General features: G+C 51.1%; 15 protein-coding genes and 1 pseudogene. 3 read left to right on the forward strand and 13 right to left on the reverse strand.

Translation table 11 applies throughout. The features are described from left to right. Window positions 1-195: 195 nt before the first annotated feature. The 3 genes and pseudogenes from BZG77_RS06105 to BZG77_RS06115 all read left to right on the forward strand — a co-directional run. Window positions 196-603 (forward strand): annotated as a pseudogene (locus BZG77_RS06105) (substrate-binding domain-containing protein); the annotation flags it as partial. A gap of 86 nt (window positions 604-689) precedes the next feature. Continuing rightward, complete coding sequence (rbsK, locus tag BZG77_RS06110; protein ID WP_077646589.1) at window positions 690-1,619, forward strand: ribokinase; 930 nt, start codon at window positions 690-692, stop codon at window positions 1,617-1,619. Window positions 1,620-1,761: 142 nt separating this feature from the next. Next, on the forward strand, window positions 1,762-2,430 hold the full coding sequence (locus BZG77_RS06115; protein ID WP_077646643.1) for a TIGR01621 family pseudouridine synthase: 669 nt from the start codon (window positions 1,762-1,764) through the stop codon (window positions 2,428-2,430). Here BZG77_RS06115 and gspS2 read toward each other — a convergent pair. The 13 genes from gspS2 to rne all read right to left on the reverse strand — a co-directional run bounded on the left by gspS2 (window position 2,423) and on the right by rne (window position 23,255). After that, the gene (gene gspS2 / locus BZG77_RS06120; RefSeq protein WP_077646590.1) at window positions 2,423-2,800 is read right to left on the reverse strand and encodes a type II secretion system pilot lipoprotein GspS-beta; all 378 of its coding nucleotides are present in this window, start codon (window positions 2,798-2,800) and stop codon (window positions 2,423-2,425) included. The genes BZG77_RS06115 and gspS2 overlap by 8 nt on opposite strands. Beyond that, window positions 2,800-3,111, reverse strand: a complete 312-nt coding sequence (locus BZG77_RS06125) for a YciI family protein (protein ID WP_021023168.1) — start codon at window positions 3,109-3,111, stop codon at window positions 2,800-2,802. Before BZG77_RS06125 ends, gspS2 begins: the two co-directional genes overlap by 1 nt. 653 nt (window positions 3,112-3,764) lie before the next feature. Further along, window positions 3,765-4,715, reverse strand: coding sequence for a transposase (locus tag BZG77_RS06130; protein WP_077646591.1), 951 nt, complete (start codon window positions 4,713-4,715; stop codon window positions 3,765-3,767). A 333-nt stretch (window positions 4,716-5,048) separates the two neighbouring features. Further along, entirely contained in the window at window positions 5,049-5,816 is a 768-nt protein-coding gene (gene miaE, locus BZG77_RS06135) for a tRNA isopentenyl-2-thiomethyl-A-37 hydroxylase MiaE (RefSeq protein ID WP_077646592.1), read from the reverse strand. Window positions 5,817-5,925: 109 nt separating this feature from the next. Continuing rightward, window positions 5,926-7,890 (reverse strand): beta-N-acetylhexosaminidase, encoded by a 1,965-nt coding sequence (locus tag BZG77_RS06140; protein WP_077646593.1) that lies wholly within the window; start codon window positions 7,888-7,890, stop codon window positions 5,926-5,928. Continuing rightward, complete coding sequence (locus BZG77_RS06145) at window positions 7,890-9,908, reverse strand: glycoside hydrolase family 9 protein (RefSeq protein ID WP_077646594.1); 2,019 nt, start codon at window positions 9,906-9,908, stop codon at window positions 7,890-7,892. The genes BZG77_RS06140 and BZG77_RS06145 overlap by 1 nt, the downstream gene beginning before the upstream one ends. Window positions 9,909-9,928: 20 nt before the next feature. Next, window positions 9,929-10,924, reverse strand: a complete 996-nt coding sequence (locus tag BZG77_RS06150; RefSeq protein WP_077646595.1) for an ABC transporter ATP-binding protein — start codon at window positions 10,922-10,924, stop codon at window positions 9,929-9,931. A 27-nt stretch (window positions 10,925-10,951) separates the two neighbouring features. After that, a complete protein-coding gene (locus BZG77_RS06155; RefSeq protein ID WP_077461207.1) occupies window positions 10,952-11,941 on the reverse strand; it encodes an ABC transporter ATP-binding protein in 990 nt (329 codons plus the stop codon). Next, window positions 11,938-12,966, reverse strand: a complete 1,029-nt coding sequence (locus BZG77_RS06160) for an ABC transporter permease (RefSeq protein ID WP_077646596.1) — start codon at window positions 12,964-12,966, stop codon at window positions 11,938-11,940. The genes BZG77_RS06155 and BZG77_RS06160 overlap by 4 nt, the downstream gene beginning before the upstream one ends. After that, complete coding sequence (locus BZG77_RS06165; RefSeq protein WP_025673154.1) at window positions 12,963-13,955, reverse strand: ABC transporter permease; 993 nt, start codon at window positions 13,953-13,955, stop codon at window positions 12,963-12,965. The genes BZG77_RS06160 and BZG77_RS06165 overlap by 4 nt, the downstream gene beginning before the upstream one ends. Window positions 13,956-14,038: 83 nt before the next feature. Beyond that, window positions 14,039-15,727 carry an ABC transporter substrate-binding protein gene (locus BZG77_RS06170; protein WP_077646597.1) on the reverse strand — a complete coding sequence of 563 codons (1,689 nt, stop codon included), beginning with the start codon at window positions 15,725-15,727 and terminating at the stop codon, window positions 14,039-14,041. A gap of 812 nt (window positions 15,728-16,539) precedes the next feature. Beyond that, window positions 16,540-19,947, reverse strand: a complete 3,408-nt coding sequence (locus BZG77_RS06175; RefSeq protein ID WP_077646644.1) for a hybrid sensor histidine kinase/response regulator — start codon at window positions 19,945-19,947, stop codon at window positions 16,540-16,542. Window positions 19,948-20,237: 290 nt separating this feature from the next. Further along, complete coding sequence (gene rne, locus BZG77_RS06180) at window positions 20,238-23,255, reverse strand: ribonuclease E (RefSeq protein WP_077646598.1); 3,018 nt, start codon at window positions 23,253-23,255, stop codon at window positions 20,238-20,240. Between the last annotated feature and the right edge of the window lie 46 nt (window positions 23,256-23,301).

Here is a 23,301-nt window from a genome sequence, read left to right on the forward strand (position 1 = left end):
GTTCTCAGTGCTCTCCAGTGTCAGGTCAGTTAGTCAGTCAGTTAGTTTTAGTTAGTGTAGTTAGTGGAGTTAGTGGGACAGACACTTTTATTTGTTTTCAATTATAAATTAAAAACAATGCGTTACATATAAATCGGGCTAAAGAATGAAAGCGCTGGCTGCCTTGATTGTCAGTTTGTCATGGGTAAAGTCGGTGAACGGGGTGAAGGCTTTATGGATGCGATTGAAGGTACGGATGTAGAGTTACTGGCCAGTCAGCCAGCGGATTTTGACCGCACCAAAGGTCTGAATGTGATGGAGAACTTGCTTGCTGCGTATCCAGAGGTGCAGGCGGTGTTTGCACAAAACGATGAAATGGCGTTTGGCGCGTTGCGTGCGGTGCAGGCATCAGGCAAAGATGTCACTATTGTGGGCTTTGATGGCACTAAAGATGGCATTGCCGCAGTAGAACGTGGCCACTTGGCAGCGACTATCGCTCAGCAGCCGGGTATGATTGGTGAGCTCGGTGTTGAAACGGCGGATAAAGTGCTGAAAGGCGAGTCAGTCGACAGCTATATTCCGGTACCGCTTAAAGTGATCAGTCAAGAAACGATCGCTGAATAAGGGTCGCACGGGAAGATACAATAATAAGCACCGTCTGGCCCAGTGTGTTGGACGGTGCGCGATTGATTGAACGGTAAGGAAGGGTAATGAGTCCATTAGTTGTGCTCGGCAGTGTTAATGCCGATCATGTTTTACGCGTCTCCAGTTTTCCGCGTCCCGGAGAGACATTACACGGTCGAGATTATGCGGTAATTGCGGGTGGCAAAGGCGCAAATCAAGCGGTGGCGGCGGTGCGTTGCGGTGCGGATGTTGCCTTTATTGCCAGTGTGGGGGATGATGCCTTTGGCCAGCAGATTCGTCAGTGTTATGCGCAAGAGGGGATGGATGTCAGTGCGATGAAGGTGCAGGCGAATACGCCGACCGGTATTGCGATGATTCAAGTCACTGATCAAGGTGAGAACAGTATCGCGTTATCGGCGGAGGCCAATGCGGCGCTGACAGCGGAGGCCATTACCGCCGATCTCGATAAAATAGCCGAGGCTGACTATTTACTGATGCAGTTAGAAACGCCGATGTGCGGCATTGAGAAAGCGGCTTTTCATGCCAAAGCGTCAAATACCCAAGTGGTGCTGAATCCGGCCCCTGCGGCTTCTTTGAGCAATGCGCTCTTGGCGGCGGTCGACATTATCACGCCGAATGAAACAGAAGCACAAAGCCTGACTGGCATTGCGGTGACAGATTCCGAGAGTGCGCAAGCTGCATCAAATGTGCTGCACCAAAAAGGGATTGAGACGGTGCTGATCACTATGGGTAAACAGGGCGTGTGGCTAAGTGACAAAGCGCAAAAAGAAGGGAGATTAATCCCGGGTTTTGTTGTCAATGCTATGGATACCACCGCCGCTGGCGATACCTTTAATGGCGCACTCGTCACTGGATTGATAGAGGGACAGACACTTGATCAGGCGATTCGGTTTGCGCATGCCGCGGCCGCTTTATCCGTCACTCAGCGTGGCGCACAAACGTCGATTCCCTCGCGCGTGGATATCGATGCGTTTTTAGCCCATCAAGATGCCTAATCTTCATTTCAACCCTAGCTACTAGCTACCGGGGACAGGCGGTAGCTACCGGGGACAGGCACTTTTATGATTGCTCTAGCGGGCTGAGGAGGAAGTCGTTATGATGCCTGTCCTCAATGACCAACCGGTAAATCCCTTCGTTATGTTTTCAATTGTCGACCAAAACCAACACTTTGTGGTGATCAATAAGCACCACGGCGTTAGCGTGCAGAAAGAGGCCGATGAAGCGGCACTGTTGCCTGCGGTCGCGGCGTATATTGGGGTTGAGAAGGTCTACCTTGTGCATCGTTTAGATAAGATGACGTCGGGCTTGCTGCTGCTGGCAACCTCTTCTCATGCGGCGTCTGTCCTCTCAGGATTGTTCGCGTCACGCGAGATAGAAAAGTGCTATTTGGCATTAAGTGCGAAAAAGCCGCGTAAGAAACAGGGATTGATTGTCGGCGATATGGGTAAAGGTCGGCGAGGCAGTTGGAAGTTGCTTGCCAGCAAAGATAACCCTGCGAGGACGCGTTTTATCTCTATTGCAGGCGGTGAGGGGCGGCGATTTTTTCTCTGTCGGCCTTACACGGGTAAAACCCATCAAATTCGCGTGGCGATGAAAAGTATTGGCTCACCGCTTATCGGTGATGATTACTATGGCGGCGAGCCTGCCGATCGTGGCTACTTACACGCTTATGGGCTGCAATTTACCTGTCGTTTTGCCGATGATCAGCCAGCCAAGCTCTACAGCTATGTGCTGCCCCCGAGCCAAGGCGAGTTGTGGCCAGCCTTACCGGTAGAGTGGGAGCAGCCTTGGTGCTTAATTAGCTAGCACAGCTGGGTGCATTGATAGCGTTATTGAGGATTTGTCGGCCGCGGGTATCGCGAACCAAAATGGTATAGCTGATACCACTGTCTAACATACTGCGTATGTCGCTATCTTGGCAATAACGACGTTTTAAGCCGGAAAAGAGCTCTCCTGGTGCTTTTTTGGCATTCTTCTCCAGAAGCGTCAGCTCGATGACGGCATCTTGCGCACGTGCTCGAACCAGTGAGTAGCCTTCAATATCCATCGGCAGTAGCTGTGCAATCATGTCTGCACGTTGGATTGCGGCTTCTGCGGCTTGGTCATGCTGGGGGCTGCTACATGCACTGAGTACTAGCCCCAGGCAGGCCATCATCAGTATTTTTACATATCGCATTAGGCTGGATCCTGCGGAAGCACTTTTTTGAACGGTTTTACGGTCACTTCAGCATAAACGCCGGCGGCAACATAAGGGTCTTTGTCGGCCCATGCCTTTGCGGCTGATAGTGACTCAAACCAGGCAATAACGGTCGAGCCCGTAAACCCAGCTTCGCCTGGCTCCTCACTATCAACAGCAGGGTTTGGCCCGGCAATCATCAAGCGGTTTTCTTTTTCTAGTTGGTGTAAGCGTTCAAGGTGTGCGTCACGCGCTTGCTTGCGTAGCGGTAGGCTGTTCTCGACGTCTTGCGAATAAATGAGATACCACATCGTTGTTATCCTTGATAGATGTTCATAGCCAGTAGGATACAGAGTCCAGATTTCTGAGTACAGCGTATTAGAAAACATTGGCGGAACAACATTGGCGGGACAGGCACTTTGGAGCATTGGAGGGACAGGCGCTTTTGATTAGCTGTCTTTTGTTGGGACAGACGCATTACGTCTGACACTTTATGTCTTGTCTGCGATTGTTCCATCTAACGTGCTATATGGGACAATTATCAGCATTGCTAATGTGCCTGTCCCAACAAGATCCCCTTTTCGCTTTATCCGCTTTATCCGGGACAGTCACCACTAGTAACCAGCAAGCCGCTTTATCGGGGACAGTCACCACTAGTAAACAGCAAGCTGTTGTTAAGATGCCTGTCCTAGTAAAATCTCTAATGAAATCTTACCTCTTTAAAATCCGAACATGCCTTTACCTTCCTGTAACTGGAGGGTTTATCCTGGGGAAATAACGATGAGGGGGTAATATGGGATGTTGTAATCAGTCCCCAGAAGGTGGGGCCAAAGGGCTAAAGCCGCTCTTAAAAGCGGTAGGTGTTTTGTTCGTGTTTATAATGGTGCTGGCTTATTGGGTAGGGTAGATTTTCGGGCTAGTATGACGATTCCCTTACGCATTGATGCGTGTTTTAGTGCTAGCCTCAACGATTTGGGATCATGACGCCTGTCATGCGTTTTAGGCCCAGTGTCGGTAATACGGCTTGGATACTCGACAGTGAGCCTACAACATTTCCGCACTCTAAATGAGCGCATGTGGTCAGCCAGGTTTCACTCGACATATTCAGTCGTGTGAGTAGGGGAGGCCGCTGATTTGAGCCCCTTTCTTGTCCCTTGTGGCAAGTCCATTCAACAAGTGCTAAATAGTCCATTAGCCGGAACGGAATGCCGTCGGGCATAGATTTCCTCGGATTTCCTGCAAAGGCGAATAAGCCTGCTGGTGTCGCTTTATTTTGCTCGAGTGATTCAACGCGCTTTTTTATCGATGTGTAATTCGAATGCTTGGGCTGTTTGGCGATACCTGCTCTCACGGGGTTTAAATCGACATAGGCCATTGCCGCAGCAAGAGCTTTGTCATCCAACAAGGCCTGACTTTTAAAGCGTCCTTCCCAAAAATGCCCCGTGCATTGATCTTCTCGGTTCGCTTGCGCTGAAATATATTGATTGAGCAGCTTCATAAACCAACTGACAGACATCAAACGCTCGCGCCAGCTTTCAATGATCCGACAGCACGCTTTGTACTCCGATTTGGAGAGGGATTCTCCCTGACGAAAACGCTGGATGAGTACTGGAGCCTGGTGAAAGGCTAGCCAGCGGTCGATAACGTCGGTATTTGTCAGGGATTGGGCGGCTTTTGCATTGATATGTAGGACAACGTGATAATGATTGCTCATAATGGCGTAAGCGCAGATATCGATGCAAAAAGCTTTGGCTAGTGTAAGCAAACGCGTTTCTATCCATGCGCGACGATGCTCATAGCTTTTTTGCGATTGAGCGTCATAGCCACATAGAAAAGAGCGGCGCACGCAGCGTGAGACGCAATGGTAATAGGGTGTTGCTGCTAGGTTCACTAAAGATGCGCGAGCTTTGGTCATCGTCAGTCCCTTTTGGTAGATGGGTGTATGTAAAAGGTACTGTATAAATGAACAGCTATCATCTTTTCTGGCCTGGTTTTTCGTGACAGTACAAGAAATACTGTAACTGTGAGATTGGTTAGTTACTAAAGGCGTCTGTCCCGATTAGTAACAACGGGGACAGGCGCAAACTACCAGGACAGTCACCAAGAGGTGTTTGTATCCGGCGAAAACTAAAAGTGCCTGTCCCTGGAAAGGAAACTTAGTAGGGACATGTGTAAAGGTGCCTGTCCCCGCAGGAAATCACGTTGAATAAAAGTGCCTGTCCCCACAAAGAGAAGCTGCCATAAGAAGTTAGGCAGGAACACCGCTGTGAAAGCGGAATTGGCTGTCGGGCGCTTGGATCAACTCTGCTTCGCGCTCGCCGATGGCTTGAATGCGGTCGCGAATGTCTTCGCCGGCGATGGTTTCTGCAAGCGTCAGGTAATCTTGATAATGGCGTGCTTCCGAGCGCAGTAGCGAGATGTAGAACTTTTGTAGTTCATCATCGAGGTGTGGGGCGACTTTGGCAAAGCGCTCGCAGGAACGTGCTTCAATGTAGGCGCCAATAATCAGTTTATCGACCAAGGTTGCCGGTTCGTGAGTACGTGCCGCGCGCATTAATCCTTTGGCGTAGCGACCTGCTTCTAACGGTTGATAAGGAATACCGCGTGCGTCCATGATTTCAATCACTTGCTCAAAATGATGAAACTCTTCTTTGATTAACCGGACCATTTTATCAATCAAGGCTTGGCCGTGGGCAAAGCCGGCTTTAGGGGTTAAAGGCGCGCTGAGGCCGTTTTTGCGCGCGTGGAAGATCCCATCGCGAATGCGGCGATAAACAAAGTCTTCATAGGGTTTGGCCCATGCCAGCAGTTGCTCGCCACTCGCCGCGTCGACTGCATATTTACGGATCAGCCACATCGCGGTTTGGCTGGCTTTTAATTCGCAGTTTGCGTGATCGCGCAAAAGAATCGATTGATTGTCAGGCTGGATGGCCGCGTCAATCCAACTGTCGGGGGTTTGACAGTGCAGAAAACCATGAATGGGGGTGAGTAGGGTATTAATTTCTTGGCGTAGCATGCCGAAAACACTCTCAGACTGACAACAATGGTTGGGCATTATAAACAGATGGGATGCGAGCGCAAAGAGCTGGCAGCGCAGGAGGCGCTGCCAGGTGGGCGAATTCGGCCTACTTGTTCGATGCCCAAGGGGAACGGTATTGAATACCGAACTTGTCTAAACGCGGTAATTGCGCTTTGAGTCTGGCCAGATAATCGAGCCAGTCACGGCGCTCACTGTGGCTCCAAGCCGCTTCTGCAATGGCGGTAAGCCTTGGAAACACCATATAATCGAGCCTGTCCTGATTGGTGATCAGTTCACTCCAAAGTGCGCATTGCACGCCTAGCATATGCTCACGAGCTGGGTCATCACTGGCGAGGCTTGCTAGCGGCTCATATTGGTAGGCTTTTTCTAATGGTGTGACGCCCGCCCAGTCGAGCCCGGGCTCGGTGGCAGCATAATCTTGCACCATATCGAGATAGGTCGCTTGACCCGGGGTTAAAATCACATCAAACCCATGCTGCGCACAATGCAATGCGGCGTCTTCGCTTTGCCATGAATAGATCACGGTGTTTTTGCTGACTTTATCGCCGTGCTGCACTTCTTCCCAGCCAACCATACGTTTGCCCAAGGCGCGAAGCTTTTGCTCAGCATAGGTCAGTATCTGTCCCTGTAGCGAAGCGGTCGTTTCTCCGTTCATGCGTCTGTCCCGGTAAATTGGGCTATCCGTCCATACCCCGTCAGGGACTTCATCGGCGCCAATATGGACCCATGAGGCGGGGAAAAGCTCGGCGACTTCACTTAATACCGTATCTAAAAATCGATACGTGCCATCGAGGGCTGGCGATAATACGTTATCGGTGTAGTGCTGCACGCTGCGGTAAGTCGAGCGGTCGTCGGCATCGTGTAGCCAATCAGGCAGCGCTTTGATGGCTGCGCGACAGTGGCCGGGAATATCAATTTCAGGAATGACGGTAATACCACGGGCTGCGGCGTATTCAATCACGTCACGTACTTCTTCTTGGCGATAATAGCCTTCGTGACGTTCTGCAATGTGACTGAACTGCGGAGCAAGGCGGGTATTGGGGCCGCGTTGACTCCCATAGCGCGTCAATTCAGGCAGGGCTTTAATTTCCAGTCGCCAGCCTTCATCGTCGGTTAAATGCCAGTGAAAGGTATTGAACTTAAAATAGGCCAATTGGTTAATCAGTCGCTTTACCGTGTCGACTGAATGAAAATGGCGTGCACAATCGAGCATCATGCCTCGGTAAGCAAAGCGTGGTGCATCGCTGATTTTTATTGCCGGTATTCGAAGCTGTGTGTTTTGCTCTTGGCAAAGTTGCAACAGCGACGCGCAGCCGTGAATAAACCCGCGCTCAGCACAGGCTTGGATAACCACGCCTTGGTCGGTGACGGTGAGCTGATAGGCCTCATCACGGTGTGTAATATCTCGAAGTGCGGAGTCGGGTAGCGGCCGTAAAAGAATGGCATGATCGCCAGTGACCGCATCTTGATGACGTGGGTCGAGTGCAATATCAGCTTGCGGGTACATGCGAACCCATTCGTTACTTAACCACTGCGCGGCGGGAAGGGCCTGTGGATCCACTGCGATTAACGGTGTTGTGGGTGAAAGCGTAAAGTATCCTGGCTGGTGGCGCACCGATTTAGGTACCGGAATAATGGCGTGCTCGGCGGGATGAACATCTGGAATCGATGAGCGTGTGGTGTGAGTATGCGCCAAGTTAATGGGGGTGAGCATCACTGAATATTGCTCGCCATTGGCATAGAGCAGCGCATCTTTAAAGCCCGCACAAAGGAACCGTAATGGCGGCGTGAGGGCATCAAACTCGATGTATAAGCTTTGATTGGCATCGAGTGTTTGATGCGCCGGTGTAATGACGCAATAGCTACCGATTTGCTCGATGCTGCCTTGTGAAAGGGTATTGGGGTTGATGAAGCGATCAAATAGTACCGCAATAGACAGCTGATCTAAGGGACAGTCGGTGAGATTATGCAAGGTTAACCCCATTCGGCTACGGGGCGGAGTGTCATTGGGATACTCGTTGATCACACTCAGATCGAGGCGGTAAGTCATCACGTGTTCTCCTTGTTCGAGTGGCCGTTGCCAGTCAGCGTTTGCGCACTGATGGCGAGCATAAACCAGCTTGCATGTGGCAACCACTGCTCGCCCCATCGCCAGTTTTGCGCCATATCATCGCAATATGGCGCGGGGTTGAATGCAATCTGTGTTTCATCCTCCATACCTACGGTAATGCCATTGCAGATCCCCCCTTTGGCATTAAAAAAGCCCAAGTGCGGTAGGTAATCTGGGTTGTTGTGGCCATGCCCATCGAGCATACAGATATCAAATGGATTTAAACCGAGGATCCAATTAAGCGCCCGTTGGCTAAAGGTGTGGAGGGCCGCATTCAGCGCATCGTCTTGAATATGGCGCGTGGCATGACACGCAAAGGTCGCCAGTGACCCCAAGCGTGCATTCTCGCCTTGCCACCAATAGCCGGTTTCATTGTGGTGAGGAATAAAATGACGCACCTGTTTAACGCTATCGACGGGTTTGACGTACTGACGCGGATACGCGAATGGGTTATCGGCGGTTTGTGTTAGGCTCAGCTCAAACTGACAGGCGCGTTCCAGTGCTGTTTGTGCGATAGCCTGGTGACTGGGTTCGGTTTCCACATCGAGATAGCGAACTAGTGCCAACCCGGGCAGACCTGCATCAGCGGCATGGTAAAACGGACGACTCCCATCGGCATTGGCCGACCAATAATATTGGCAAGTTTCATCACTGCGTTGTCGTGCGACCAGCTTTTGCATCCAACCTCGTGCCTCGATCAAAAAGGGACAGTCACCGTTCGCACTAATGTGTCTGTCTCCAGAACCTAAAGGTGCCTGTCCCGTTAAATAAGCGTGACTGTCCCCTGTAGGTTGCCCAGTAGATTGCCGAGTGGCGTGATGCAACTCACATGCGGCGAGAAGGGCGCAGGTTTCGTCAATAATGTTGGGCTCACCGTCATCAAGGTAGTGATGGTTATGTTCAACCAAATGCCAGTAGCCACGAATGGCAGCGTCTAAATAGCGTGCTTGTTGGTCAGGCTCTGAGCAAAGTGAGGCGCTGCTTGCGGCGGCAAGGGCTGCAATCGCCATGCCACCGCCTTGACGAAAACCGGCTTGGTAAGCTTCACTCATCACCCCATCTTGCGTCGCGTAAGCGCAAAGGGTGCGGCGCTCCGGATCTTTCGACCATTGATCAAACACCGTCATGTAAAAAAAGCCACTGGGGTGTTGCATACGGAGAAGAAAATCGGCGCCGTGTTTCGCTTCATCAGCTAAGCGTGTACGCATAAACGCAGGCAGCGTGTCCGAGCTAAGTTGACTGGCAAGATCGGCCAGCCCCCAAGCCAACAGCGGGATTTGTTGCGGATTAAAGTAATTGGCATAGGAAAGGTGGCTCAGGTATTTGCTCACATCGCCAGAGGCATCGTACCAACCGCCGGATACATCCACACGTTCATCAGAGCCAAATACCTTAGCGTGCTGATMCGCGTGTTCATAGATACCGCTACACCGCTGCGATTTAAAGTAATGCAGCAGGTCGGAAAACGTGGTGTGAAACAGGCAATCATCTCGGATCTCAAACGGATGCGAATATACCGGTGTGTCTGTTAATAGCACGAGTTGATAGCGTCCGCGATGCGCAAAGGCAGAAAAATCGAGGGTATAAGCCGTACCTATCTGCCAGTTGTTTAACTGTGTTCTTTGGTGTAATTCAAACTGCGCCACAACATTATCGAGTGATACTGTGTCTGTCCCTCGAACAAAAGTGTCTGTCCCCGTAAATTTTAAAGTGCCTGTCCCGGTAAAATTGTTTGCACTTTCTGCGGCCTCGTTAAAGTGCCTGTCCCCAGAAGAAAAGTGCCTGTCCCCGGAAGAGGAGGCAGTTTTATCGGCAGTGCTAAATGTGCCTGTCCCCGTAAGAGGAGGCAGGGAAATCAGTACCACGGGCGTGCCGGTGAGGGATTCGCTGTCACTGACGATCACCGCGTATTTGTCACCGTGTAACGAGTAGCCAATGTGATTGGTCAGCACTTGCATGATGGTATCCTTATTGGTCGCTATTGCTCGTACAAATAGCAGCGCACATAGTGGTTGTCGGCGAGCTTGGTCACGCTGGGTAGCTGTTCGGTGCATTTAGCGGTGGCATGCGGGCAGCGGCCGGAAAAAGGGCAGCCGACGGAATCTGGTGTCCACAGTGGGATCTCACCCTTGTTGCCCTTTAGTTCCTCGTGAATGGATTTGCTGGGGTCAGGCACCGCTGAGACCAACAGCTGGGTGTAAGGATGTTGAGGGCGATGAATAATCTCTTCGGTGTCCCCCCATTCGACCATATGGCCGACGTACATCACTGCCAAGTCTTCAGCAATGTAACGCGCGGTGGCGATATCATGGGTGATGTAGAGCAGCGACATTTGCTTCTCCACTTTCATCTCTTCCATGAGGTTAAGCACGCCGGCACGAATCGATACATCCAGCATCGAGGTGGGTTCGTCGGCGAGTACTACTTCGGCGCCCACGGCGATGTTACGCGCTAGGTTTATCCTCTGACGCTGGCCGCCCGACAGCTGGTGGGGGAATTTCTCCGCCGTTTCTTTGGCCGGAGTGAGGCCCACTTGCTCGAGCAGCTCGAACACCCGTTCTTTCAATTGGGCTTTGTCGCGCTTGGCGACTTTTTTGTGGATCAATAACGGACGCGCAATATGGTGAAACACATTATGGGTGGGGTTGAGCGAGCCAAAGGGATCTTGCCAGACCATTTGCAGGCCTTCGCGATAGCGCATCAGCTCATCACGTTTTTTAATGGTGGTGATATCGCGTCCCCGGTATTCAATGCAGCCGTCGGTCGGGGCGTACATTTTTGCGATCATTTTCGCGGTGGTTGATTTGCCCGAGCCTGATTCACCCACCACGGCAAGCCCACGGCCTTTGTACATTTTGAACGAGACATCATTGATCGCTCGCATCATGGGTTGTTTAAGGGCATGGCTGTTAATAGGGAAATCTTTCACCACGTTTTTACCTTCAACCAGCAGTTCTCCAAGACCTGTACTCATCACTGACTTCCTCACATTGGCACGATATTAGACTTTTTGTTGGGCGATCGGCTCGCCGTCGTATAGGTGGCAGTTGGAATAACGGCCTGGTTCGATTTGGCGCAGCACGGTTTGGGTGGTTCGACACTGTTCATGCACTTGCGCGCAACGTGCTTGAAAGCGGCAGCCGGTCGGGATTTCGAGTAAGTTGAGCGGATTACCTGGGATACCCACCAGTTGGCGCTTGGGCCCGGTGAGTGAGGGGAATGAGCTGCCCAGCCCTTCGGTGTAGGGGTGATAGGGATTGGTAAGTACTTGTTTGGACGGCGCGACTTCAATCAGCTCACCGGAATACATGATCCCTATCCGGTCGGAAAACTCGACCATGAGCGATAAGTCATGGGTGATAAACAGAATCGAAAAGCCAAACTCTTCTTTTAACGCGTAGATTTTTTGTAAGATCTCGCGCTGCACCACCACATCTAATGCGGTGGTGGGCTCATCCATGATGATCATTTTCGGGTTGAGGGCTAGCGCAATGGCAATTACCAAGCGCTGACGCATCCCGCCCGAAAACTGGTGCGGATAATCGGTCAGGCGGCTGGGGTGAATATCGACAATTTCCAGCAAGCCTTGCGCTCGATTGACCGCTTGTTTACGGGTCATATTGGTGTGACGCATTAATACATCGCAAAATTGATCTTCAAGCGTCAGCACGGGATTGAGGGCATTCATGGCGCTTTGAAACACCATCGACATTTCTCGCCAACGAAAATCACGCATGCGGGCATCGCTATAGTTGAGGATATTCTCGCCGTTAAATAGCACTTCGCCGCCGGTGATAAATGCGGGTGGCTTATGCAGACGCATCAGCGAAAAGGCAACGGTGGATTTACCGCATCCCGATTCGCCAGCCAGGCCAAATACTTCACCGGGGGCGATGTCAAAACTGACGTGATCGCAGGCTCGGACATCACCGGCATCGGTAATGTAGTCCACGCACAGATCACGGATTGAGATAAGTGGGGTGCGACTCATGATTTATCTCCACTGATCAGCATGTGTTCGGCAACGGGATTCTCGTCTCGGGCTTTCTTTTCTTGTTGGTTAAGTTTTTTCCAGCGCTTCATCCCTTTTTGCGCACGTAATTGCGGGTTGGCTATTTCATCCACTGCGAAGTTGAGCAAGGCAAGCCCCGTCACCAGTAAGGTCAGTGCGATACAAGGTGCGAGCAGCTCCCACCACGCGCCAATCAGCATGGACGAAGAGGTTTGTACGTTGTAGAGCATGATCCCCCAGCTGATGGTGTTGGGATCGCCAAGGCCTAAGAAGGAAATAATTGACTCCATGGCAATGGCATACATCACTGAGCCAATAAAGCTGGCGCCGACAATGGGCACGAGGTTAGGCAAGATCTCGACAAAGGTGATGCGAAAGCGCGACTCGCCCAGCACTTCAGCGGCTTTCACGAACTCTTTTTCGCGCAGGGCAAGGGTTTGTGAGCGAACCACCCGTGCCCCCCAAGCCCACGAGGTACAGCCAATAATGATGGCGATCGTCAGTGGTCCGGCTTCGCCGATAAACGCGGCAAGCACGAACAAGAGTGGGTATTGCGGGATCACCAACATGATGTTCATCGCGGCGGTAAGCACATCGTCAACCCAACCGCCTAAATAGCCGGCGGTAATGCCAATTAAGGTGGCGAGCACACACACGGTGATCCCGGCGCCAAAACCAACCGCTAACGAAACGCGTGCACCATGGAGTAACTGGGACCAGACATCGCGGCCCATACGGGTGGTGCCGAGGGCATGTTCAGCGTCTTTTGACATTAACAAGGTACGAGGATGGTCGGCTAAGTGGGTGGCGATCCAGCCATCTGGGTTGGCTTGTGCGGCTTTAACCACAAAGCTTGGGTATTCATGCGGGTTACCGGTGCGTTTATCCGGTGCATGCTGGCTTAGCAGTGGGGCGAATATCGCCATTAAGATAAATAAGCCGACAATGATGGAGCCCGCGCGCGCGATTTTGTTGCGCACAATAAGCGTGAGGAGATCTTTCATGATTCTTTTCCTCCGGTTCGCAGGCGTGGGTCAAGCACCACGTACAGCATGTCAGCAATTAAGTTAAACGAGAGCATAAATAAGGTCATAATCAGCAGCTGGCCTTGCAGGACTTGGTAATCTCGCGCGTTAATCGCATTCAAAAGCACCGAGCCAAGACCGGGATAGTTAAAAATAATTTCTACAATCAGCTGGCCACCGATGGCGATACCCAGTGACATCGACAGCGCAGTGACACTGGGCAAGAGCGCGTTACGGGCCGCGTAGTTAAAGACCACGCGGTTTTCGCTTAACCCTTTGCCGCGCGCCATGGTGATGTAGTCTTCCGCCAGCAGATTAATCATGTTGTTACGCATGTTGACCAAAAAGCCGCCCACTTGAATGATGGAAGCACAAAAAAGCGGGAGTACGGCGTGATAGGCCACATCTTTAATAAAGGTCCAACTGGTCCAGTCGGGCGTGACGCCTGGCGTATAGGCGTATCCGGTTGGAAACCATTTCAACCCAATCGCGAAAATAAACAGCGCGAGCATCGCAATGACCACTTGCGGTACCGCTTGGATAATCAGCATGCCTGGGGTGATCATGGCATCGTATTTCCCGCCGCGTTTCCATGCGGCAAAAATGCCCAAAATCGAGCCCAGTGAAAAAGAAAGCAGCACGGCACTGCCGGCGAGAAAGAGCGACCAGCCAAACGCTTTACCCAGCAGTTCGTTAACTGATAATGGATAAAATTGGATGGAGGTGCCTAAATCCCAGCTCAGCACGTTTTTCATGTAAGTGAAATACTGCATATAGAGGGGGCCATCGACAAAGCCCAGCAGTTGTTTCATTGCCTCAATCCGCTCTGGGGTGACTTGCACCGAGGCGTTGGCAAACATCATGGTGACAGGATCACCGGGCATGGCTCGAGGAATAATAAAATTGAGTGTTGCTGCCACTAAAAGGGCAATCATGTAAAAAGTTAGCCGTCGGAAAAAATAACCCATAACCCACACCTTACACAGCGAAGTGGTGATGTTCGTGGCGTGAACACCGTGGAAAAGCGGGCGCGCAAGGCGCCCGATATTGGTTACTGAACGGGTTTAAGGTCCAGTACGTGAAGAAGACGCTCGGGAATGCCGGCCCAGATAGAGGGGCGACCTTTCGGATTGTCTTCGTTCCACCAACCGGTAAAGCGGGTTGTGTTGTATTGATACATTTGCGCGCCAGAAAGCACCGGAATGGTGACTTGATCCTTGGCGATAATCGCTTGAATTTGGTGAGCAATTTCCAGCTGCTCATCTTTGTCCGCGGTTTTGTAGAAGCTGTCTAACAGCTTGTCGAGCTCGGCATTTTGGTAGTAGTGCATCGCGAACCGCGGCATGCCATCCCCTTCCTGTAGGTTGGAGTTATACGCGCTATTCCAATAGGTATAGGGGTCAGCACCGTGGAAATAGTTGGTGTAGGCCACATCGTAATCGGCTTCGAGCATGGCTTGGTTATACACCGAGAAATCCGGGGTACGTGCTTTTGTTTTGATGCCGGCATCGGCAAGTTGCTCAACCGCCAGTTGTACGGTGTTATTAAAGTCAGTCCAGCCATTGGGCGACTGAATTTCTAGCTCAAACGATTTGCCCGATGGTGTTTCAACAAAGCCATCACCGTCTTGATCTGTAAAGCCGGCTTCAGCGAGCAGGGCTTTGGCGCCGTCTAGATCGTAAGTATTGTATTGACGATATTTCTCATGCACTGCGTCGTCTGACCAGGCTTCAAAGGCATAGCCAAGGCCGGATGCAAAGTCATTCACCGTGCCACCGCCATAAAAAGCGATATCAATGATGGTTTGACGATCAATCGCCATCGAGAAAGCACGGCGAAAATCGACATTGGTCAGCGCTTCGCGCTTGGCAGGATCGGGGTCATTAAAGTTGACCATAAAGGCCTGAGTGCCGGCAGCCGGATACCAATAGTGATGGTTTGGATTGGCCGCGGCATAGGTGCGATCAATGTCGGGAATAAACGAGGACGTCCAGTCCATTTCGCTGTTTATCACCTTACTCAAAAACTGATCGTTATTGGCAATCTGTGGCACACGCAGGCAATCGACGTCGAGATTATCATTATCCCAATAATGCGGGTTGCGGCACTGAATATAGAGTTGCGAGGTAAAGGTATCGATAGTGGTGAAGGGGCCTGACCCGACAGGATTCTCGTTGGTATATGAAGCGGGGTTGTCGATGTTTTTCCACACATGCTCAGGCACCACGGGGACTTTGACAATTTCATAAGGGACGTTCGAATTAGCTTCAGTGAGCTCAAAGCGGATGGTGTAATCATCAACTTTCTTCACATCGTCGATCCACTGGTTAATCCCCGATTGATCGAGTTCAGGGTTCGCTTTGACCAAATCAAACGAATACACCACATCATCGGCGGTGTAGGCTTCACCGTCTGACCACTTCACCCCTTTACGCAGGGTAAAGGTGACACTTTTTAAATCGTCTGCCATGTCGAAACCCGTCGCAAGACGAAAAACGGGCTCATTGCCTTGTAGTTCATTAAAGACGACCAAAGGTTCATAGACAAAGTCGGTCGTCGTGTGAAGATAGGTCGATCCTAAATAGGGGTTAAAGTTACGGACGAAGGTATTGAACTCTTTGGGGTGAATGGTGAGCTCACTGCGCTCAGCAGCACTTGCGCCAGCACTCATGCTTAACGCACCAATTATTGCAGAGGCAAGTAGGGTCTTGCTGGCAATTCTACTGTTACTCGAAAACATAGCCATTCCTTACTGTTGCTTTCAGTTCACGTGATGGATAGTGGTGAGCTCTTTAATGGACCGCCTGTGAGCTCAATGTTACCGGTTGCTAACGTTCCGCTGTGGTTGTCGTCATGGTGTTATTGCAAGAGGTCGGCCAGCAACTCCCTTCAATAAGCCCCAGTTGCCCCTTTGCTGCAACGGTCGAAATCGTTAAAACCGTAAAAACACCTTTAATCGCCGTTATTTTCGTTAAAATGAAGGGCTTGAGAAGACGATTTTCCATGCAGTTAGTCTCAAAACCGTGAAGCTCATCCTCAATAAACTAAACTTTAAATTATTTATTATCAATTATTTACAGTGTTATCGATTGATATATCGACCCATGTCACACACCTTCCTTCTCTTATTTCTCGTCGAAAAATTTATCTTTATTTTTGTTGTGATAAAGCGCGCACTTTCACTTTTAATCTTGGTTTAGATGGCTTTTAGCCATGCTGAATAGGCAGATTCATAGTGTTGTTTTGTGGCGATTATTAATTTAATAGGAGGGTGATAGTGAGGACAGGCACTGTATTGGTGACAGAGAGATATCGGGGACAGACACTTTTAGAAAAATATCGTGATTGTGGGGACAGGCACCTTATGACTAAGGTGCCTGTCCCCGTAAGAAGATACCTGTAAGAAGAAGATAAAAAACGGCATGGACTTAACGTGTCTGTCCTCCTAAAGGGAAACATGCCTGTCCTCGTAAGGAGCTACTCGTAAGGAGCTAGGAGAAAAGTGCCTGTCCCCGGAAGGGGAGGCACTTTATTGCGTTGGTGGGTGTGTTATTAATCGTCTAACAGTAGTTGGCGCAGTTGTTGGTAGTAAGATTCTAGCTGAGTGCGGGTGGTGCTACGTTTGTCGCAATGATCGAGAATAAAGCGAATGGAATTCAGCACAGTGCGCCACCTTGGCGTTTTGGGAAGGGTTTCTAGCAAGAGGTACTTGTCTAAAGTGCGCGTTTGTAAGCTGCTACGATCAAGGTATACGCGCCATAAGCCGCTTTGTTCGGCAAAGTCGAACTTGGTTTTGCCGGTGGCTTCTTCCCAGTAATCTAACCCTGCAATCATGGCTTCGACAATGAGCTGCCTACGGGTGTTGATTTTACTTTCTTGTTGATGTTCAGCTTTTTCTGCCAGCGCCTCAAACTCACCGCCCATGGCTTTTAATGCGTCCAGTTGGCGAATGTCGCCGCCTAATGCATACCCAGAGAGGGCTTCAATCGCACTTTCAAGGCTTTGTATACGGGTTTGAGAAACGGGGGCATCGTTGTTGATCACGTAGAGGCTGTCGATATCAGATTCTGCAGGAAAGCGTAACAACATGCCATCAAGGTGCTCAGGCGTTCCGTCAATAAAGGCGGTAAGTGGCCCTTGATAGCGTTCGCTATGTTGGGCGTGGTCGGGGGCGGTAACGAGTGCGTGGCCGTGCATGCGTTTTACGTCTTCCTTATCGCGCTTAAACAAGCGTGCTGCCGCTTCGTTGACGAACCTAACTTGGCCATCACGACTCATGCCGAGCATGGCTTCGGGCGCAAGAGACAGCTGTGAGATCAGCCAAGATTGTGTTTCGAGCAGGCTGGCTTGTTGTTGTGCGCTTTGCTCTAGTGCCTGTTCAAGGCGTTGATTTTCTTGGCGTCGCTGCTCAGCTTGACTTGCGGTTAGGTGGGTGGCAATCCGTGCGGCCAGCTCTCGTTTATCAAAGGGTTTACTGAGGTAATCATTCGCACCCACGCTAAAGCCATAGACCCTGTCATCCGGCTGGTTGAGTGCAGTGAGCATAATGATGGGAAGTGCGGCATGATCGAAGTGTGTCCTGAGTTGCTCGCAGACGTCAAAGCCACTCATTCCCGGCATCAGTACATCCAAAAGTACTAGATCTGGCGGTGTGGCGATCACGTTATCTATCGCAGTGCGGCCATCGCTGGCGGTTGAAACACGGTAGCCTTCCATGTGAAGAAAGCTGGTTAGGATTTGTTGATTGGTCGGCTCATCATCGACAACCATAATATGCAGCGCGTCTTCGGCTGGAGCGGGGACGCTGGCTTCAGCTGGCTCGGGGAAGTGTTGATCCGCGTTTAAGGGGTGGATATGCTCGGACATCGAGATATGCTGATCAGTCTCATCCGTCAGTGCGGGCATTTCATGTGCTTTGGCAAGCGTGAAACTGAACGTGGTTCCGACCTGTGGTTGACTACTGACATAGAGTTGACCGCCCATCAGTTCAATCAGTTGTCGGCTAATCGATAGCCCTAGACCCGCACCGTGTTGATAGTGATAGTGGCCGCTTACTGCTTGGGCAAGCGGTTCAAAGACTCGGCTGAGTTGTTCGGCGGGGATCCCTTTGCCGGTATCAACCACTTGAACGCGAATACGGTCATCAATGGTATCGGCACTGATCACTATTTTGCCTGCATCGGTGAACTTGATCGCATTGCCAAGCAGATTGTACATAACTTGCTCGAGCCGTTGCGGATCGGCGTATACCCATACTGGCGAATCGCTCAGCTGGTTGATGATCTCCAAGGGTTTATCTTTTTTAAGGTGCTTGGCGAGTGAAAGGACCAATTGTGTCATTGCGTTAACATCGACAGGGCATTGTTCGAGATCCAGTTGGCCATAACGCATTTTGTGATAATCGAGAAGATCATCAACCAGTTTTGCCAGCCTTTGACCACTGTTCACGATGATCGACAATTGGTATTGGTGGTCGCGACTAATTGGGCCGTTCGCACCATCAATCATTGCTTCTGCAATACCTATCATACCGTGTAGCGGCGTGCGTAGTTCATGTGACGTGGTGGCGAGGAACTCATCTTTTAGCGTGTTGGCCAACTGCAGCTCTTGGTTCTGAGCTTTGATGATGGTGAGGTTGGCTTCTAAGGTTTTATTTTGCTGTTGAATTAACTGGATTTTCTCGCGAATGGCATGACGCATGCGCGCAAAACTCACTGCTAGCCGACCCACTTCATCAGGCCGGCGTGTGTGATGGATTTGGGTGTCGAGATCACCGGCACTGACTTTTTCGGCGGCCCACGTCAGCTGAAGGAGCGGTCGAGTAATAAAGTTAGACACATAATGCGATGCAACGACCACGGCGAGGGTCGCGAGCAGCATAGCGACAATAAATAGCTGCTCTAATTGGTGGATCCGTGCAAACGCAACTTGCGTGGGTACCTCGGCGACGAGTCCCCATTTTAAACCATGGCTATCAATGGGGGTATAAGCGGCGAGTAATGTGTTGCCCGAGGGGCTTTGGTAACGGGTGACACCTGTGTTCCCCGCTAGCGCCTTGTCCATCACTGGCGTGCTGTTGGTGATCGCTTTAGAGGTTGCTGATTGCGCACGTACTTGGCCGTCTTTTCCCACCAATAAGGTTTGAATACCATTGGACTCTCTTGGTGCCATTAATGCGGCAAGAGCCTGGTTGGGTAGCCGAAACAGGGCATAACTGTGAAGGTATCCTTGTTGAATAATCGGTGCACCTAGCCAAGCCACGGGTATGCCGTCTTGATCGGGTGAGAAATCTGAAATAACGACATGTGGCGTCGGGTCAAGTTTGCCTTGTGTTTTTTCGCTGTGCTGTGTCAAGGCTGAGAAGGTGTGCCCCAATGAGGTATCTCGGAATGGCCCTATGATTAAATTGGTGCCGTAGTTGGCGTATTTTTTCACCGAGTAGGTGACGTTGCCTTGTTTATCGACGAGTAAAGCATCATCAAAATCCGCGCGTGCCAGTAACGCCTGATAAGCGCGATGATAACGTTGATGGAGCAGCCGATAACGCTCAGTGGCTGAATAGTTGGGATCGTCTTTGGCGACGGGCGTTTTTATTTTATTCCCTGACTCGGGAAGATAACGGCGTTGGGCGTATTGACGGGCTTGTTCAATGTCAGGGCGTAAGCGGCGAAATGCATCGATCAAACCATAAAAATGGCCGCCACTGGCATAAGCGAGCTCAGAGGCCACAAAGCCTAGCACTTCGGCTTCTTGGGCATTCAAGTAATCATTGATTTGCTGCTGTTTGCTGTCTCGAACCGATAAAAGGTGCGCGGTACTTTGCTTTTGCAGATCCTGGCTATAAGCATTTAAAAAAAACAATGCTACCAAAGTGAGTGGAAGAAGGCTTAATAACAAGAATGCCAGCATCAGGGTATGATGAAGGCGTTTAAATGGGTAGACAGCGAGAAACTTCTTCATAATAAACAGCATTTTCCCTACAGCACTTTAATAAAGGTTGTGGGTTCACTCGTCCTGTCTGAGTCAATGTTAACGTGAATAATCAGGCTTGAGGAACGCATCCTGTTACGACGTTACTGCGTTTTTTCGCTTTGACAAGGAAGTATCGATAGAATCGTGTTGATTGACGCACTTTTCTATGTATCGCTGCAAGTGAGGGTAGGGTGACAGGTATTGCGTCGGCGGAATAAATCTAAAAAAAGGCCTCAGCATATGCCGAGGCCTTTGAAGAATGCCGTTAAGCCTAGCGATTAGTGCTGGGGCTTGGTCGCAGGCGCATACGCTGATGCACGAGCGCAGGCACTACCTGCTGCTTTGGCGTCTGCGTTTGGCGCGTTAAACGCGGCGATAGCCACAGGGCTGTGATCGACTGTCTCATTCGGTGCCGGCGCTTTCATCATCGGTGATGTTGCGCGGCGATATTGAATAGTGGCGGTCGGTGCATTGATTGCCACCTCGCGCTCAATCACTTTCTCGGTCACTAAATCGACGTTCGGATCATGCTCCGGTGTCGTGGCCGGTGCGGGTGAAATGGCCACTTGCGGTGTGGTTTCCACCTCAGGCGTCTGCACGGGCTGCACAACAGGTTTCTTCTCAGCCGCGGGTGTGCCTACAGAAGATGCAGGGCGGGTTGAGACGGGGGCCGCGTCAGCCGGTTTGCTTTGCATGATAATGACTTTACCCATCGCCATTTCAGGACGCGCCACACCACTTACAATACCACTCACACTCGGTTGATGGGTTTGGCGTTTATCTTGGCGACGGCGATCTTGCCTCACCTTGACCGGTTGCTCTGCTGACCACACTTTGCCCATTGCCATTTCCGGTGAGGCCATGCCCGTGGTGAGCGGCATTGGGCTTTTCACTATTGGACGGCGACGACGACGCTGGCCACTGGCGCGAAGATGGCGAGGTGAGCGACGGTTACGACGCTTGTCCTGCTGGCCTTCTTTTTTGCCGTTTTCCGGTTGCTGTTTCGCTTGTTGGGCGACTTCGGCACCGACTTGATGCAAGTCTTTGCCTGGCTCGGCGGCAGTCTCGACCGGCGCGTGTGTCTCTGCGATGTCTTTATTAATCCGCACGCTACGGTTTAGCTTACGACGTTGACGGCGCTGTTTAACCTGTTCGGTTTTTTCCGCCTTCTGATCGTTTGGCTTCTGACCTTTATTATCCGCTTTTTCAGCTTGCGGTTTCGCCGCTTTGCTGTCGGCTTGTGGTTCGACCGCTGGTGCTTGCTCTGCGGTTTTCTTCGCTTTGTCGCTACGGTTATCGTTGCGAGGCTTCTTGCCTTTACGATTGGTGTCGCGACGTTCTTCTTGGGATTTATTCTGGCGACGTTGCTTATTGTTACGACCGCGATCGTTACTGCTGTTATCGCGTTGCTCGTCTTGCGCATCGGGCTTATGGTTGCTAGCCGATGAGTTGCCACGCGATTGACTACCGCGAGACTGATTGCGACGATTTTGTTGGTCGCGTGATGATTTCTGACCTTGTTCCTGGCTTGATGCTTCAGGCTTTTGTGTGGTTTGGCTCGTCGCCTCATCACTGGCAGGCGCGCTAAATAGCTTAGCAATGAACTGACCGACTTTTGCCAATAACCCCGGTGTTGTCGCTTTAGCGGATGCCTCGGTCGACGCCGCTTGAGCTGGCGCACTTGGCGCTGGTGTCGCGGGTGCGGCAAAGCCTTGCAGAACAGGCTCTTCACGTTTTTTCGCTGGACGTGCTTGTTGTGGCTCTTCGCGTGCTTCTGCTTCTTTTAACGCGTCGATTTGACCGGGCAATTGATAAGACAGGTCAGCCATCTCTTCACCACCGCGGACACGAACCACATCAAAGTGCGGGGTCTGCATGTCGGCGTTTGGTACCACCACCACTTTGACATTGTGGTACTTCTCAATGTGCTGGACGGAGCGGCGTTTTTCGTTGAGCAGATAAGAGGCCACAGGGACAGGAACAATACCGAGTACTTGTGCGGTGTTTTCCTTCATTGCCTCTTCTTCCATCAAGCGAAGGATGGAAAGAGACAGTGACTCGTTATCACGAATGACGCCTGTGCCCTTACAGCGTGGGCAAATATGATGACTGGCTTCCGCCAATGAAGGGCTTAAGCGCTGACGCGACATTTCTAACAAGCCAAAGCGCGAGATGCGGCCGATTTGTACGCGAGCACGATCCATTCGTACCGAATCGCGGAGCATGTTTTCGACTTCGCGTTGATGACGTACTGGGGTCATGTCGATAAAGTCGATCACCACCAGGCCGCCCAAGTCACGCAAACGCAATTGGCGGGCAATTTCTTCTGCCGCTTCGACGTTGGTTTGGCGAGCTGTCTCTTCGATGTCGCTGCCTTTGGTGGCTCGGGCAGAGTTAATATCGATAGACGTCAGTGCCTCGGTCGGATCGATAACAATCGAGCCACCGGATGGCAAGCGTACTTCGCGTTGGAAGGCCGATTCGATCTGGCTCTCGATTTGATAATGGCTAAAGAGTGGAACCTCGCCATCATAAAACTTAATGCGGTTGACAAAATCAGGACGAACTAGCTTGATGTGTTCTTGCGCCCGTGTGAAGACTTTTTCGCTGTCGACCAAAATCTCGCCAATGTCGCGACGCAAGTAGTCACGGATTGCGCGCGCAATCACGTTACTTTCTTGATGGATAAGGAAAGGTGCAGGGTTTGCCGCTGCCGCTTCTTTCACCGCTTGCCAATGGTTAAGAAGCACTTTTAAATCCCACTCAAGCTCTTCGGCCGATTTGCCGACCCCAGCCGTGCGGACGATCAGCCCCATGCCTTGTGGCAGCTCGAGGCCGGACATGGCTTCTTTCAGCTGGCTGCGTTCTTCGCCTTCGATACGGCGAGAGATACCGCCTGCACGCGGGTTATTTGGCATCAGAACCAGATAACTACCGGCTAAAGAAACAAAGGTGGTCAGTGCCGCACCTTTATTACCGCGTTCCTCTTTGTCTACTTGGACAATAACTTCCTGGCCTTCTTTCACCACATCTTTGATGTTGGGACGGCCTTGATAACTGTAACCGGAAGGGAAGTATTCGCGGGCGATTTCTTTGAGCGGGAGGAAACCGTGTCTGTCTGCGCCGTAATCAACAAATGCCGCTTCCAAGCTGGGTTCAATACGGGTAATGCGTCCTTTGTAAATGTTAGCTTTTTTCGATTCATGGCCAGGGCTTTCGATATCGAGATCGTATAACCGTTGACCGTCAACCAATGCGACGCGCAACTCTTCTTTCTGAGTTGCGTTAATCAACATTCTTTTCATCTGATTTTTCTCATTTATTTATCGTTGTTATTAGCGG

Origin of the sequence: Salinivibrio sp. IB643 (assembly GCF_001996105.1) — a bacterium.
Taxonomy (GTDB): Bacteria; Pseudomonadota; Gammaproteobacteria; order Enterobacterales; family Vibrionaceae; genus Salinivibrio; species Salinivibrio costicola.